At 65.6% G+C, this 14,285-nt stretch carries 8 protein-coding genes; 7 read left to right on the top strand and 1 reads right to left on the bottom strand.

What is annotated here, in order from left to right; all coding sequences use genetic code 11:
- Nucleotides 1-7 precede the first annotated feature (7 nt).
- Genes G6N68_RS21100 through narI form a run of 4 tightly spaced genes read left to right on the top strand, consistent with a single transcriptional unit; the run spans nucleotide 8 to nucleotide 6,632 of the window.
- Nucleotides 8-3,655, top strand: coding sequence for a nitrate reductase subunit alpha (locus G6N68_RS21100; protein ID WP_163716496.1), 3,648 nt, complete (start codon nucleotides 8-10; stop codon nucleotides 3,653-3,655).
- The gene (narH, locus tag G6N68_RS21095; RefSeq protein WP_163716494.1) at nucleotides 3,656-5,245 is read left to right on the top strand and encodes a nitrate reductase subunit beta; all 1,590 of its coding nucleotides are present in this window, start codon (nucleotides 3,656-3,658) and stop codon (nucleotides 5,243-5,245) included.
- A complete protein-coding gene (gene narJ / locus G6N68_RS21090) occupies nucleotides 5,245-5,898 on the top strand; it encodes a nitrate reductase molybdenum cofactor assembly chaperone (RefSeq protein WP_163716491.1) in 654 nt (217 codons plus the stop codon). The genes narH and narJ overlap by 1 nt, the downstream gene beginning before the upstream one ends.
- The gene (gene narI / locus G6N68_RS21085) at nucleotides 5,895-6,632 is read left to right on the top strand and encodes a respiratory nitrate reductase subunit gamma (protein WP_163716487.1); all 738 of its coding nucleotides are present in this window, start codon (nucleotides 5,895-5,897) and stop codon (nucleotides 6,630-6,632) included. The genes narJ and narI overlap by 4 nt, the downstream gene beginning before the upstream one ends.
- Here narI and G6N68_RS21080 read toward each other — a convergent pair.
- Complete coding sequence (locus tag G6N68_RS21080; protein ID WP_163716483.1) at nucleotides 6,606-8,063, bottom strand: serine/threonine-protein kinase; 1,458 nt, start codon at nucleotides 8,061-8,063, stop codon at nucleotides 6,606-6,608. The genes narI and G6N68_RS21080 overlap by 27 nt on opposite strands.
- A gap of 263 nt (nucleotides 8,064-8,326) precedes the next feature.
- Between G6N68_RS21080 and typA the strand changes: the two genes are divergently transcribed.
- From typA to G6N68_RS31590, 3 genes are all read left to right on the top strand, one after another.
- A complete protein-coding gene (gene typA / locus G6N68_RS21075) occupies nucleotides 8,327-10,213 on the top strand; it encodes a translational GTPase TypA (protein WP_163716480.1) in 1,887 nt (628 codons plus the stop codon).
- A gap of 42 nt (nucleotides 10,214-10,255) precedes the next feature.
- On the top strand, nucleotides 10,256-12,154 hold the full coding sequence (locus tag G6N68_RS21070; RefSeq protein WP_163718837.1) for an ABC transporter family substrate-binding protein: 1,899 nt from the start codon (nucleotides 10,256-10,258) through the stop codon (nucleotides 12,152-12,154).
- 174 nt (nucleotides 12,155-12,328) lie between these two features.
- Entirely contained in the window at nucleotides 12,329-14,224 is a 1,896-nt protein-coding gene (locus G6N68_RS31590; RefSeq protein ID WP_163716475.1) for a PE family protein, read from the top strand.
- The last annotated feature ends 61 nt before the right edge of the window (nucleotides 14,225-14,285 follow it).

Genomic DNA, 14,285 nt, shown 5'->3' with positions numbered 1-14,285 from the left:
TCATCCGGTGACGGTCATACCTCGTGTCGGCGGACCGCTCGAGGAGTTGTTACAGCGTAGCGGGCGCTTCTTCACCCCCGGTGAGATATCGCCTGACCTGCGCACGGTGACCCGCCGCGGCGGCCGCGAGGGTGACGTTTTCTACCGGGACCGGTGGAGTCACGACAAGGTGGTTCGGTCCACTCACGGCGTCAACTGCACGGGCTCGTGCTCGTGGAAGATCTACGTCAAGAACGGAATCATCACCTGGGAAACCCAACAAACGGACTATCCGTCGGTGGGGCCCGACCGCCCCGAATACGAGCCGCGCGGCTGCCCCCGCGGCGCGTCGTTCTCCTGGTACAGCTATTCGCCGACCCGGGTGCGCTATCCGTATGCCCGGGGGGTGCTGGTCGAGATGTATCGCGAGGCCAAAGCCCGCCTGGGGGACCCGGTGTTGGCGTGGGCCGACATCCAGTCAGATCCCCAGCGCCGTCGCCGCTATCAGCAGGCTCGCGGCAAGGGCGGACTGGTCCGGGTGAGCTGGCCCGAAGCGACCGAGATGATCGCGGCGGCCCACGTGCACACCATCAAGACGTACGGTCCGGACCGGGTTGCGGGCTTCACGCCGATCCCGGCGATGTCGATGGTCAGCCACGCGGCAGGTTCGCGTTTCATTGAACTCATCGGCGGCGTGATGACGTCGTTCTACGACTGGTACGCCGACCTGCCGGTGGCCTCGCCGCAGGTCTTCGGTGACCAGACCGACGTGCCCGAGTCCGGGGACTGGTGGGACGCTTCGTATTTGGTCATGTGGGGTTCCAACGTGCCGATCACCCGAACCCCCGACGCGCACTGGATGGCCGAGGTCCGCTACCGCGGGACCAAGGTGGTGGTGGTCAGCCCAGACTATGCGGACAACACCAAATTTGCCGACGAGTGGATGCGTTGCGCCGCGGGCACGGACGCCGCGCTGGCCATGGCGATGGGCCACGTAATTCTCACCGAATGCTATGTGCGCAAACAGGTTCCGTTCTTCGTAGACTATGTGCGTCGCTACACCGATCTGCCGTTCCTGATCAAGCTGGAACGCCGGGCCCAGGGACTGGTGCCAGGAAAGTTCCTGACCGCGGCCGACATTGGCCAGGAACTCGACAATGCGGCGTTCAAACCGGCGTTGCTCGACCAGGTCACTGACTCGGTCGTCGTGCCGCACGGTTCGCTCGGATTCCGCTACGGCGAGGACGGCGTCGGAAAGTGGAACCTGGACCTTGGGTCGGTGATCCCCGCGCTGAGCGTCTCCGGCTCCGGCGATGCCGAACTCGTCGAGTTGCCGCGCTTCGACACCGTCGACGGCCACGGCGAAACGGTGTCGCGCGGCGTTCCGGTGCGTCGGGTCGGCGAGCATCTTGTGTGCACGGTGTTCGATCTGATGCTGGCGCACTACGGCGTGGCGCGCGAGGGTCTGCCCGGGCACTGGCCCGCTGGCTACGACGACGCCACCCAGCAGAACACCCCGGCGTGGCAGGAGACGATTACCGGTGTGCCGGCCGCGCAGGCCATCCGTATCGCCAAGGAATTCGCCCGCAACGCAGAGGAATCCGGCGGCCGATCGATGGTCATCATGGGCGGGGGCATCTGTCACTGGTTCCACAGCGACGTCATGTACCGATCCGTGCTGGCGCTGCTGATGCTGACCGGGTCGATGGGGCGCAACGGCGGGGGATGGGCGCACTACGTGGGCCAGGAGAAGGTCCGCCCGCTGAGCGGGTGGCAGACGATGGCCAACGCGACCGACTGGGTCCGGCCCCCGCGGCAGGTCCCGGGTGCGTCGTACTGGTATGCGCACACCGACCAGTGGCGCTACGACAGCCACGCCGCCGACAAGCTGAGCAGTCCGCTGGGCCGTGGCCGGTTCGCCCACAAACAGACCATGGACCTGCTGGCGTCGGCGGCGGCGATGGGGTGGAGCCCGTTCTACCCGCAGTTCGACCGGTCCAGTCTGGACGTGGCCGACGAGGCGCACGCCGCGGGACAAGACGTCTCGGCATACGTCACCGACCAACTGGCGCAACGCAATTTGAAGCTGGCCGTCACCGATCCGGACAACCCGGTCAACTGGCCGCGGGTGTTGACCATGTGGCGGGCCAACCTGATTGGCTCTTCCGGCAAGGGTGGCGAGTACTTTCTGCGGCACCTGCTGGGTACCGATTCCAACGTGCAGGCGCAACATCCGGACCCCGACATACCGGAGGGCAAGCTCGACCTGATGATGTCGATCGACTTCCGCATGACGTCGACGACGTTGATGTCGGACGTGGTGCTGCCCGCCGCCACCTGGTACGAAAAGGCCGACCTGTCCAGCACCGACATGCACCCGTATGTGCATGCGTTCAGCCCGGCGGTCGATCCGCCGTGGGAAACGCGTTCGGATTTCGATGCATTCGCCGCCATCGCTCGCGCGTTCAGCGGGCTGGCCAGGCGCCATCTCGGCACCCGGACCGACGTGGTGCTGACCGCGCTGCAGCACGACACCCCCGACGCCATGGCCTATCCCGATGGCACTCAACGGAACTGGTTGGAGACCGGCGAGACACCGGTGCCCGGCAAGACCATGGGCAACCTCACCGTGGTGGAACGCGACTACGCAGCAATCTACGACAAGTTGCTCTCCCTGGGCCCGCTCGTCGAGCGGTTCGGGATTACCGTCAAAGGCTATACCGTACATCCCTTCCGCGAGGTCAGCGAACTGGCGGCCAAGTTCGGGGTGATGAATTCCGGTGTTGCAGTGGGCCGCCCGGCGATCACCACCGCCCAGCGGATGGCCGACACCATTCTGGCGCTGTCCGGGACGTGCAACGGCCGCCTCGCCGTCGAAGGGTTTCTGGAGTTGGAGAAGCGCACCGGGCAGCGGCTGTCACAGTTGGCCGAAGGCAGCGAGGAGCGCCGCATCACCTACGCCGACACCCAGGCGCGTCCCGTCCCGGTGATCACCAGCCCGGAATGGTCGGGCAGTGAGACCGGCGGGCGCCGCTATGCCCCGTTCACCATCAACATCGAACACCTCAAACCGTTTCACACCCTGACCGGCCGGATGCATTTCTACCTGGCCCATGACTGGATCGAGGAGCTCGGCGAACAGCTGCCGGTATACCGGCCACCCCTGGACATGGCGCGGCTGTTCGACCAGCCGCAGCTCGGACACTGCGTGGACGGAATCGCCCTCACCGTAAGGTATTTGACACCGCATTCGAAGTGGTCGTTTCACTCGACCTACCAGGACAACCTGTACATGCTGTCGCTGTCGCGCGGAGGGCCGACGATGTGGATGAGCCCCGGCGACGCCGCCAAAATCAGAGTGCGCGACAACGATTGGGTGGAGGCGGTCAACGTCAACGGCATCTTTGTCTGCCGCGCGATCGTCTCGCACCGCATGCCCGACGGGGTCGTGTTCGTCTATCACGTGCAAGAGCGCACCGTGGACACGCCACGCACCGAGACCAGCAACAAGCGCGGCGGCAACCACAACGCGCTGACCCGGGTGCGGATCAAGCCCAGCCATCTCGCCGGCGGCTATGGCCAGCACGCGTTTGCCTTCAACTACCTAGGCCCCACCGGAAACCAGCGCGACGAGGTGACCATCGTGCGCCGTCGCAGCCAGGAGGTGACTTACTAGATGAAAGTCATGGCGCAGATGGCGATGGTGATGAACCTCGACAAATGCATTGGCTGCCACACCTGTTCGGTGACCTGCAAGCAGACTTGGACCAACCGGCCCGGGACCGAGTATGTGTGGTTCAACAACGTCGAAACCCGTCCCGGCGTCGGCTATCCACGCGCGTACGAGGATCAGGACCGGTGGCGCGGTGGCTGGGTGCGCGACAAGCGGGGGCGGTTGCGCCTGCGCGACGGCGGCCGAATCGAAAAGCTGTTACGGATTTTCGCCAACCCCAGGCTCCCGACCCTCGACGACTACTACGAGCCGTGGACCTACGACTACGAGAACCTGACCCGGGCGCCGGCTGGGGACACATTCCCGACCGCCGCGCCGCACAGCCAGATCACCGGTGAACCGATGAAGGTGTCGGCGGGTCCGAACTGGGACGACAACCTGGCCGGCTCAACGGAAAGCCTGCCCAATGACCCGATCCTGCAGAAGATCAGCGCCGAGGTGAAACTCAGGCTCGAAGAGACCTTCATGTTCTACCTGCCACGGATCTGCGAACACTGCCTCAACCCGTCGTGTGTGGCCTCGTGCCCGTCGGGCGCAATGTACAAGCGCGCCGAGGACGGCATCGTGCTCGTCGATCAGGACAGGTGCCGCGGCTGGCGGATGTGTGTGTCGGGATGCCCTTACAAGAAGGTGTATTTCAACCACAAGACCGGCAAGGCCGAGAAGTGCACCATGTGCTATCCGCGCATCGAGGTCGGGTTGCCGACGGTCTGCTCGGAAACCTGTGTCGGACGGCTGCGCTACCTCGGGTTGGTGTTTTACGACGTCGACCGGGTGGCCGAGGCGGCGTCGGTGGAACACGACACCGATTTGTATGGTGCGCAGTGCCGAATCCTGTTGGATCCCAATGATCCCGAGGTGATCGCGGGTGCGCGTGCGCAGGGCATCTCCGAGGAATGGATCGACGCCGCACAGCGCTCGCCGGTGTATGCGCTGATCAGCACCTACCGGGTGGCACTGCCCCTGCATCCGGAATACCGCACCATGCCCATGGTTTGGTACATCCCGCCGCTGTCGCCGGTGGTCGACGCGGTCAGCCAGAGCGGGCACGACGGCGAGGATCTGGGCAATCTTTTCGGTGCGCTGGACGCGCTGCGCATCCCCATCCAGTATCTGGCCGAGCTGTTCACCGCGGGTGACACCGAGGTGGTCGCCGGGGTGTTGCGGCGGTTGGCGGCGATGCGGTCCTACATGCGGGATATCAATCTGGGCCGCGAAACTCAGCCGCACATCCCGCACGCCGTCGGAATGACCGAAGAGCAGATTTACAACATGTACCGGCTGCTGGCCATCGCGAAATACGAAGATCGGTATGTTATTCCGACCGCGTACGTGGGGGAGCTGCCCGACGACGGAATGTCTGACGAAATGGGCTGCTCGTTGTCGTTCGAGGGCGGGCCAGGAATGTACGAAGACGCTCCGGTGCCGGTGGCCGTCGAGAGCTTCCATGCCGTGCGTGAGCCGCGGACCAACTTGCTGAACTGGGACGGCAGGGGCCAGCCGGCCAGTCTGTTCCCGCAACGGGTCCAGTGATGAAGTCGTTAACCAAAACCAGGGGCGGCGGTAGCGGGCTGCAAGACCGGCTGGTGTGGCAATGCGCCTCGCTGTTGCTGGGCTATCCCGACGAAAAGTTCGGTGACCGACTGGATACTGCCGAAGAACTGCTTGGTCACATCGGTCGGACGACCACGGCGCTGCTTGGGGAGACGCTCGCGGCGCTACGTGCCCGCGAGCCGATGGCCGCGGCGACAGAATATGTGGCGACTTTCGACATGCGTCGGCGCGCCACGATGTACCTGACGTATTGGACGGCCGGCGACACCCGCAACCGAGGCCGCGAGATGCTGGCCTTCGCCGATGTCTACCGGGATGCCGGGGTGGAGCCGCCACACGGCGAGGCACCGGATTATCTGCCGCTGGTGCTGGAGTTCGCCGCGACCGTCGCACCGGTCTCCGGCCGGCGGTTGCTCACCCAGCATCGGGTGCCGATCGATGTGCTGCGTGGCGCCCTGGCCGAGGCCGGATCGCCCTACGAGCACACGATCGCGGCGGTATGCGCCACCCTGCCCGTCGCTTCCGATCAGGATGTACGCCGTGCGCAACACCTGGCCCAGGCCGGACCCCCGGCGGAAGCCGTTGGACTGCAGCCATTTACGCTGACGGTCCCGCCGAGGCGGGGTGGATGACAGTGAAGTTGATCGAAATCTTTTGGGACGACGTGCCGTACGTCGTGTTGGCGATCGTGGTGATCGGCGCCTGGTGGCGGTATCGGTATGACAAGTTCGGCTGGACCACCCGTTCGTCGCAGCTCTTCGAGTCACGGTTGCTGTCCATCGGCAGTCCGTTGTTCCATTTCGGCAGTCTCATGGTGATCATGGGACACGTTGCGGGGCTGTTCATTCCGGAATCCTGGACGCGGGACATGGGGATGACCGATCACCTGTATCACTTGCAGGCGCTGCTGCTCGGCGTTCCCGCGGGCACGGCAACGTTGGTCGGCATCGGGTTGTTGATCTACCGGCGACGGGTGAACACCCGAGTTCGCCTGGCCACCTCCCGCAACGACAAGGTGATGTACGTGGTGCTGGTGTGCGCCCTGGTGGCCGGCATGTCCTGCACCCTGATCGGCGCCACACATTTCGGCGAGCTGCACGACTACCGGCAGCGGGTGTCGGTCTGGTTCCGGTCGATTTGGATCCTCGATCCGCGCGGTGACCTGATGTCCCAGGCCGCGTTCTACTACCAGTTGCACGTGCTGCTGGCGATGATGTTGTTCGCGCTGTGGCCGTACACCCGCTTGGTGCACGCGTTTAGCGCTCCGGTCATGTATCTGTTCCGGCCCTACATCGTCTATCGCAGCCGAGACGTGGCCGACAACAATCAGTTAGTGGGTTCAGCGCCGCGCCGGCGGGGTTGGTGACTGATCGGCTGAGCGGGCCGTGATCAGCGCGGCCACCACCCAGAGCAGGCCGATGGAGGCTCCGAGCACCAGTTGTAGCGACCCAATGCGCACATCCAGTGGGCGCGCAAGTGTGTCGAGCAAGGCCAGCGCCAAGACACCGAGGCCGCAGATCAGGTATCCGCGCGCCAGGGCGGGGACTCGGGGGTAGAGCGGAACGGCCGCAGAAAGAACGCCGGCGATCCCGAGGAAGGGGGTTAGTTCCCAACCCAGCAGTCGAAAAAGCAAGGTGCCCAAGCCCAGCGTGACAAGTGCCCGACCCGCCATGGTCCGAACGACGTGTGTTCGCTCGCGGCCCAGCGCCAACAACACCAGCCCCGGGATCACGGTAAGGATGCATGCCCACATGAAAAGGCTTGGGATAGCGCCGTCCTTCGGATCCCAGCTGGCATCCCGCCATGGGGCCAGCAGACCCGCCGTCACCGACCACAACACCACCACGCCGAACAGCGCATACGCGAATGTCCCGAGGCTGATGGCGGGTTCGAGAGGCTGGGTTTCGGGCGCTGCTGATGCTGCCGGCTCCGCCGGCCTGGACGGCTCTGGCGGCACGGCGGATTGCGGCTGCGGGGCCGGCTGACCCAGCGCTTGCTGCGCGGCCTCCGCCAGTTCGGCGGCCGATTGATACCGCTCATTGGGTTCCTTGGCCATCCCGCGGGCGATGACTTCATCGAATCCCGCTGGGATATCGGGATTCGACGCGTTGGGCTTGGGCGGCTCCTTGCTCAGGTGTGCGGCGATCTGCTGTTCCATGCTGGTGCCGCGGAACGGCGTCGTGCCGGTCAGGCATTCGTGCAGCACGCAGGTCAGCGCGTAGACGTCGGCGCGGGCGTCAATAGACCCGCCTTCGAGAAAGCGTTCCGGCGCCATGTAGGAGCAGGTGCCGATCATCGCCCCGGTCTGGGTCAGGCGGGTCGCCTCGGCGTCGTGGGCGATGCCGAAGTCGATGAGGTAGACGTGCCCGTCGGACGTCATCAGTGCGTTGGACGGTTTGACGTCGCGGTGCACCAGGCCGTTTCGGTGCGCCGCATTCAGCGCCGCGGCCAACTGTTCAATCACCCGCACCGCCTGTGGCGGGCTCATCGGTCCGTCCCGCCGCAGCAAGGTCTGCACGTCGACGCCCTCGACGATCGGCATCACCAGGTAGAGGCGTCCGTCGATCTCGCCGGTGTCGTGGATGGGAATGATGTGCGGCTCGGTCAGGCGGGCGGCGATCTGGGCCTCGCGGCGGAATCTCTCCCGATAGCCGTCCAGGGTGGCCATTTCGGGTGGCAGCACCTTGATAGCGACGTCGCGGCCGATCGCGGTGTCATGGGCCTTGTAGACGTGACCCATGCCACCTTCACCGATCAATTCGTGCAATTGGTAGCGCCCGAACGCCACCTCATCCATAACGCCGACCCATAGCGGTGGATGCTACCCACGAAAGCCCCGCTCAGACCCTATTTCGACCCCATTCACTCTGCGTGTATGGCGAAGAAGTCCGAGAAGACCCCGCCAAATTCGCAGTCTCAACGGAGGCGGCCAAACCCGTCATCACTGACACTGCGCGTAGGGCGACAAAAGGCGAGAAGACGCCGCCAAAACTGCAGTCTCAACGCCAACGCCCAGCAGCCAGTTCGCTATCCGGGACCGTCACTGCCACAATCACCGACGTGTCATTCCGCAATGTCGCCATCGTCGCGCACGTCGACCACGGCAAAACCACGCTGGTCGACGCGATGTTGCGGCAGTCCGGAGCGCTGCATGAGCGCGGTGAAGTGCAGGAACGCGTCATGGACAGCGGTGACCTGGAGCGGGAGAAGGGCATCACGATCCTGGCCAAGAACACCTCCGTCCACCGGCACCACCCGGACGGGACGGTGACAGTGATCAATGTCATCGACACTCCCGGACACGCCGATTTCGGCGGTGAAGTCGAGCGTGGACTGTCGATGGTGGACGGGGTGCTGCTGCTCGTAGACGCCTCCGAAGGACCGCTGCCGCAGACGCGCTTTGTATTAAGGAAAGCCCTCACCGCCCACCTGCCGGTGATCCTCGTCGTCAACAAGACCGACCGGCCCGACGCCCGCATCGCCGAGGTGGTGGAAGCCAGCCACGACTTGTTACTCGACGTTGCGTCCGACCTCGACGACGAAGCAGCCAAGGCCGCCGAACACGCGTTGGGCCTACCGACTCTGTACGCATCCGGGCGTGCCGGTATCGCCAGCACCACTCAACCCGCTGATGGCGAGGTTCCCGACGGGACGAACCTCGATCCGCTGTTCGAGGTCCTCCTGAACCACGTCCCACCGCCGAAGGGCGACCCCGAAGCGCCGCTGCAGGCCCTGGTCACCAACCTCGACGCGTCGGCCTTCCTCGGCCGGCTCGCGCTCGTCCGCATCTACAACGGCAAGCTGCGCAAGGGCCAACAGGTGGCGTGGATGCGCGAGGTGGACGGGGTGCCGGTCATCACCAGCGCCAAGATCACCGAACTGCTGGCGACCGAGGGCGTCGAGCGCAGCGCGACAGAGGAGGCGACAGCAGGAGACATTGTTGCCGTCGCGGGACTGCCCGACATCATGATCGGCGACACCCTGGCCGATCCCGACCATGCCCACGCCCTGCCCCGCATCACCGTCGACGAGCCGGCTATTTCGGTGACGATCGGTACCAACACCTCGCCGCTGGCGGGCAAGGTGTCGGGGCACAAGCTGACCGCGCGCATGGTCCGCAACCGCCTCGACCAGGAGCTGGTCGGCAACGTCTCGATCCGGGTCGTCGACATCGGCCGTCCCGACGCGTGGGAGGTGCAAGGCCGCGGCGAGCTGGCGCTGGCCGTGCTGGTCGAGACCATGCGCCGGGAGGGCTTCGAGCTCACGGTCGGCAAGCCGCAGGTGGTCACCAAGACGATCGACGGCCAGCTGCACGAGCCGTTCGAGGCGATGACCATCGACTGCCCCGAGGAATTCGTCGGCGCCATAACGCAATTGATGGCCGGCCGCAAAGGCCGTATGGAGGAGATGACCAATCACGCCGCCGGGTGGGTCCGGATGGACTTCATCGTGCCCAGCCGCGGACTGATCGGCTTCCGCACCGACTTCCTCACGCTGACCCGCGGCACCGGCATCGCCAACGCCGTGTTCGACGGTTACCGGCCGTGGGCGGGCGAGATCCGCGCCCGTCACTCCGGCTCGCTGGTGTCTGACCGCACCGGCACCATCACTCCGTTCGCGCTGCTTCAGCTCGCCGACCGGGGGCAGTTCTTCGTCGAACCGGGGCAGGACACCTACGAGGGCATGGTCGTGGGAATCAACCCCCGCCCGGAGGATCTCGACATCAACGTCACCCGGGAAAAGAAGCTGACCAACATGCGGTCTTCCACTGCCGACGTCATCGAGACGCTGGCCAAGCCGCTCGAACTCGACCTGGAACGCGCCATGGAGTTCTGCGCGCCCGACGAGTGCGTCGAGGTGACCCCGGAGATCATCCGGGTGCGCAAGGTCGAACTGGACGCCACCGCACGGGCCCGCAGCCGTTCGCGGGCAAAGGCTCGGGGCTGACAGGGTGGCGCGGTGCCCGTTTCGAGGCCGCTGGCTACCCTGATGCTCGTGCTGCTTCGCGCCCGTCCCGTGCTTGTGACGGTCGGCGCGCTGGTTTCCCTGTTGGGTTTGCTTGCGGCCTGTACGGTCAGCCCGCCACCGGCTCCGCAAAGTACCGACACACCGCACAGCACGCCGCCGCCTCCGCAGCGACCCACCCAGATCATCATGGGAATCGACTCGATCGGCGCCGGGTTCAACCCGCATCTACTGTCCGACCTGTCGCCGGTGAACGCCGCGATCAGCGCGCTGGTGCTCCCTAGCGCGTTCCGGCCGGTACCCGATCCCACGACGCCGACCGGCTCGCGGTGGGAAATGGACCCGACGCTGTTGGTGTCCGCCGAGGTGACCAACGAGAAGCCGTTCACCGTCACCTACAAGATCCGCCCCGAAGCGCAATGGACCGACAATGCACCGATCGCTGCCGACGACTTCTGGTATCTGTGGCGGCAGATGGTCAGCCAGCCGGGTGTGGTCGACCCCGCCGGGTACCAGCTGATCACCGGGGTTCAGTCGCTCGAGGGTGGCAAGCAGGCGGTCGTCACCTTCTCGCAGCCGTACCCGGCGTGGCGGGAGCTCTTCAACAACATCCTTCCGGCTCACATCGTCAAGGACGCACCGGGTGGTTTCGCGGCGGGCCTGGCCAGGGCGTTGCCGGTGACCGGCGGCCAGTTCCGGGTGGAAACCATCGACCCGCAGCGTGACGAGATCTTGATCGCCCGCAATGACCGCTATTGGGGACCTCCCGCCAAACCCGGCCTGATCCAATTCCGACGGGCAGGTGCGCCCGCCGCGCTCGCCGACTCGGTGCGCAACGGCGACACCCAAGTGGCTCAGGTGCACGGCGGCTCGGCGGCCTTCGCGCAGCTGTCTGCCATCCCGGACGTGCGGACGGCTCGCATCGTCACGCCGCGGATCATGCAACTGGTGTTGCGTGCCAGCGTGCCCAAGCTTTCCGATGTCCAGGTGCGCAAGGGGATCTTGGGCCTGCTCGACGTCGACCTGCTGGCCGCCGTCGGCGCCGGCAGCGACAACACCGTCACCTTGGATCAGGCGCAGATCCGCTCACCCAGTGACCCCGGTTATGTGCCCACCGCGCCGCCCGCGATGACGACGGCCGCGGCGCTGGCACTGTTCTCGGAAGCGGGATTCCAGGTCGAGAGCAACAATTCGGCCTCGTCCGCCCCGCCGCCGCCCGGCACGACCACCACGCCGACCGTCGAGGACACGCCGGAGACCATTCACGGCCGGATCAGCAAGGACGGCAAGCAGCTGTCGCTGGTCATCGGGGTGGCCGCCAACGACCCGACCTCCGTGGCCGTCGCCAACACGGCCGCCGACCAGCTGCGCAACGTCGGTATCGCGGCATCCGTGCTCGCACTGGATCCGGTGGTGCTCTACCGAGAAGCGTTGAAGGACAACCGGGTCGACGCGATAGTGGGTTGGCGCCAAGCCGGCGGAAATTTGGCGACGTCGCTGGCGTCCCGATTCGGTTGTGCGGCACTGCAAGCCACCGAGGTGCCGCCGCCGAACGCGACGACAACGGCCGGCTCCACCGGAGCGGCGCCGTCGGCAACCCCCGAATCGGGGACACCCGCGCCGCCGACGACGACTCGTCCGCCCGATCCTGGAGCGTTGGTCAAAGCGCCGTCAAACCTCACCGGAACCTGCGATCGCAGCATCCAATCGAACATCGATGCCGCGCTTAGCGGTACCAAGAACATCAATGACGTGATCACCGCGGTCGAACCGCGGCTGTGGAACATGGCGACGGTTTTGCCGATCCTGCAGGACACCACGATCGTCGCGGCCGGCCCCAGCGTGCAGAACGTCAGCCTGTCGGGCGCGGTGCCGGTGGGCATCGTCGGCGACGCCGGCGACTGGGTCAAGACCGGGTCCTAGGCCGGTAGCCGCTGGTCAGGCGGGATTTTCGGGGCCTATTTTCGCCGTCGCCAAATCGTTATCAAATCCAGGTTTGAATAGCCGTGCGCCGGGGGAAAACACCCGCTGCGTGGTGGCCTTCGTCGGGGAGGGGCTGCCACATTCATGACAGGACCGGTCGGGGGAGTGGCTGATATGTCCTTTGTTTTTGTTGAACCGCAATTGATGGCATCGTTCGCTGCTGACTTGGCGGGAATTGGTCAGGCGCTGAGCGCTGCCAATGCCGCCGCAGCGGCCCAGATTAGTGGCGTGACCGCAGCGGCAGCCGATGAGGTTTCCGTGCAAATCGCCGCGCTTTTCTCGCAAAGTGCTGCGGGATACCAAGAAGTCAGCGCACAAGCGGCGGCGTATTACGAGCAATTCATCAGGGCGCTGACTGCCGGCTCGAATGCGTATGTCGCGGCCGAGAGCGCCGCGGCGCAGGTCATCGGGAGTGCCGCAAGTGTGGAAACGGCTCTGCAACTGGCCCTTTCGGGTAACTTCTCCGGCCTCGCCGCGGAATTGAGTGCGGGCCTGTCGGGCTTGGGCGCCCAAATCAGTACCGCCTTGTCGGGCAGTTTCAGCGGGGGGCTGCCGGGTCTCGCCGCTCAGCTGGGTGGCGCATTCAATGGGAATTTCAGTGGCGGGCTGCCCGGGATTTCCGGGTTCGTGCAGACCGGACAGTCGCTGGCGGCAAATTTGAATTCCGCAGTGTCGGCAGGGCTTTCGGGTCTCGGCAGCTTCGGCGCCGGTCTGCCGGCGATCGCGGGTCAGTTCAGCGCCGGTCTGCCGGCGATCGCCGGTGACTTCAGCGGCGGCCTGCAGGCGCTGGGTGCGGCCTTGACGGGCGGGTTCGGCGCAAACATTCCGGGGTTGGCCGGCAGCTTTGGTGGCCAACTTTCCAACCTGGGCGCCAACCTTGGTGCCCAACTCAACGCCGCCCTGTCGGGCAACTTCAGTGGTGGGCTGCCGGGGTTTGCCGGGTTGGTGCAGACCGGTGAGTCGCTGGCGGCCAATCTCGCTGCGAATCTGAACGGCGGCCTCGCCGGCCTATCCGGCCTGGCGGGCAACCTCAACGTGAATGTGCCGGCGCTGACGGCCGCTCTCGGTGCTGACCTGTCGGGGCTGGGGGGCCGGCTCGATGCCGCTGTCACCGGCGCGTTGAGCGGTGACATGACCGAGTTCTCGGCGCTGGTCGACGCCACGGCCGCACTGCCGACGCTGACGGTCGACGTGGCGGGAGTGACCCAAGCCAACCTGTTGGCCGACATCGTCGCCGGCCAAATCGATTTCAACCAGGCCTTGGTCGCCAACGAGATCGCACTGCAACAGGCCATCTTCGGCGAAGCCCTGAACCCGGCCGTCACCGCGGGCTTCAACGCCTTCAACCTGCTGGTCGGCACCGGCGAGCAAACCATCAATGCCCTGCTGGGCGCCCCGATTCCGGCCGACTTCACCAGCAGCCTGGTGATCGGTGCCGACATCGAAGGGGGCATCCCCACCGGTGGTCTGATCGGTGTCCTGGAGCAGGGGTTGGCCCTCAATGCGGCCTTGGGCGGACCGGCGATCGACGGCTCGTTCCTGGGGCAGCTCCAGCTAACCGGTGCCAACATCGTCAGCGACCAACTGGCGTTCAACGCCGCAGCGGTTGCCAATGTGATCGGATTGCAGGAATCCCTGTTCGGCACCTCGAGCGCGTTCAACGGCGTCATCAACAACGCCTTCAACATGGTGGGCGGCGTGGTCGTCTCCGGCCAGCAGGTCTTCAACACCCTGCTCGGGTTCCCGATGCCCCCGGGCTTCGGCGCCAGCTTGATTGCCAACGGCTCCGCGGACATGTTCGGTGGCGTCGCAACCGGCGGCCTGTTGGGTGCCTTCGAGAACAAGTGGCTGATGGATCTCGCGTTCCTCAGCAACCTGGCGTACCCGATCCAGGTGACCCTCAACGGCAGCTTGCCGGAGGTCCTGGCCAACCTGAACGCGGTGTTGACCGGGAATGTCTCTGTCGGTGGTGAAGTCGGCGGTGAAGTCGGCGGGGAGATCGAACTCTAGAACAAGCCGTCATCGACCGCGCTGGGTGGCCCGAAGCGAAACGCCGGGCCACCCAGCGAAT

It is taken from the genome of Mycobacterium bourgelatii (genome assembly GCF_010723575.1).
Classification (GTDB): Bacteria; Actinomycetota; Actinomycetes; order Mycobacteriales; family Mycobacteriaceae; genus Mycobacterium; species Mycobacterium bourgelatii.
The sequence above is the reverse complement of the archived record's forward strand: the minus strand, read 5'-3'. Positions and strand labels throughout refer to the sequence as shown.

Excerpts from the sequence above, each read along its gene's own strand:
- narH (WP_163716494.1), top strand. The coding sequence starts at position 3,656 with ATGAAAGTCATGGCGCAGATGGCGATGGTGATGAACCTCGACAAATGC.
- narJ (WP_163716491.1), top strand. The coding sequence starts at position 5,245 with ATGAAGTCGTTAACCAAAACCAGGGGCGGCGGTAGCGGGCTGCAAGAC.
- narI (WP_163716487.1), top strand. The coding sequence starts at position 5,895 with ATGACAGTGAAGTTGATCGAAATCTTTTGGGACGACGTGCCGTACGTC.
- G6N68_RS21080 (WP_163716483.1), bottom strand. The coding sequence starts at position 8,063 with ATGGATGAGGTGGCGTTCGGGCGCTACCAATTGCACGAATTGATCGGT.
- G6N68_RS21070 (WP_163718837.1), top strand. The coding sequence starts at position 10,256 with ATGCTCGTGCTGCTTCGCGCCCGTCCCGTGCTTGTGACGGTCGGCGCG.
- G6N68_RS31590 (WP_163716475.1), top strand. The coding sequence starts at position 12,329 with ATGTCCTTTGTTTTTGTTGAACCGCAATTGATGGCATCGTTCGCTGCT.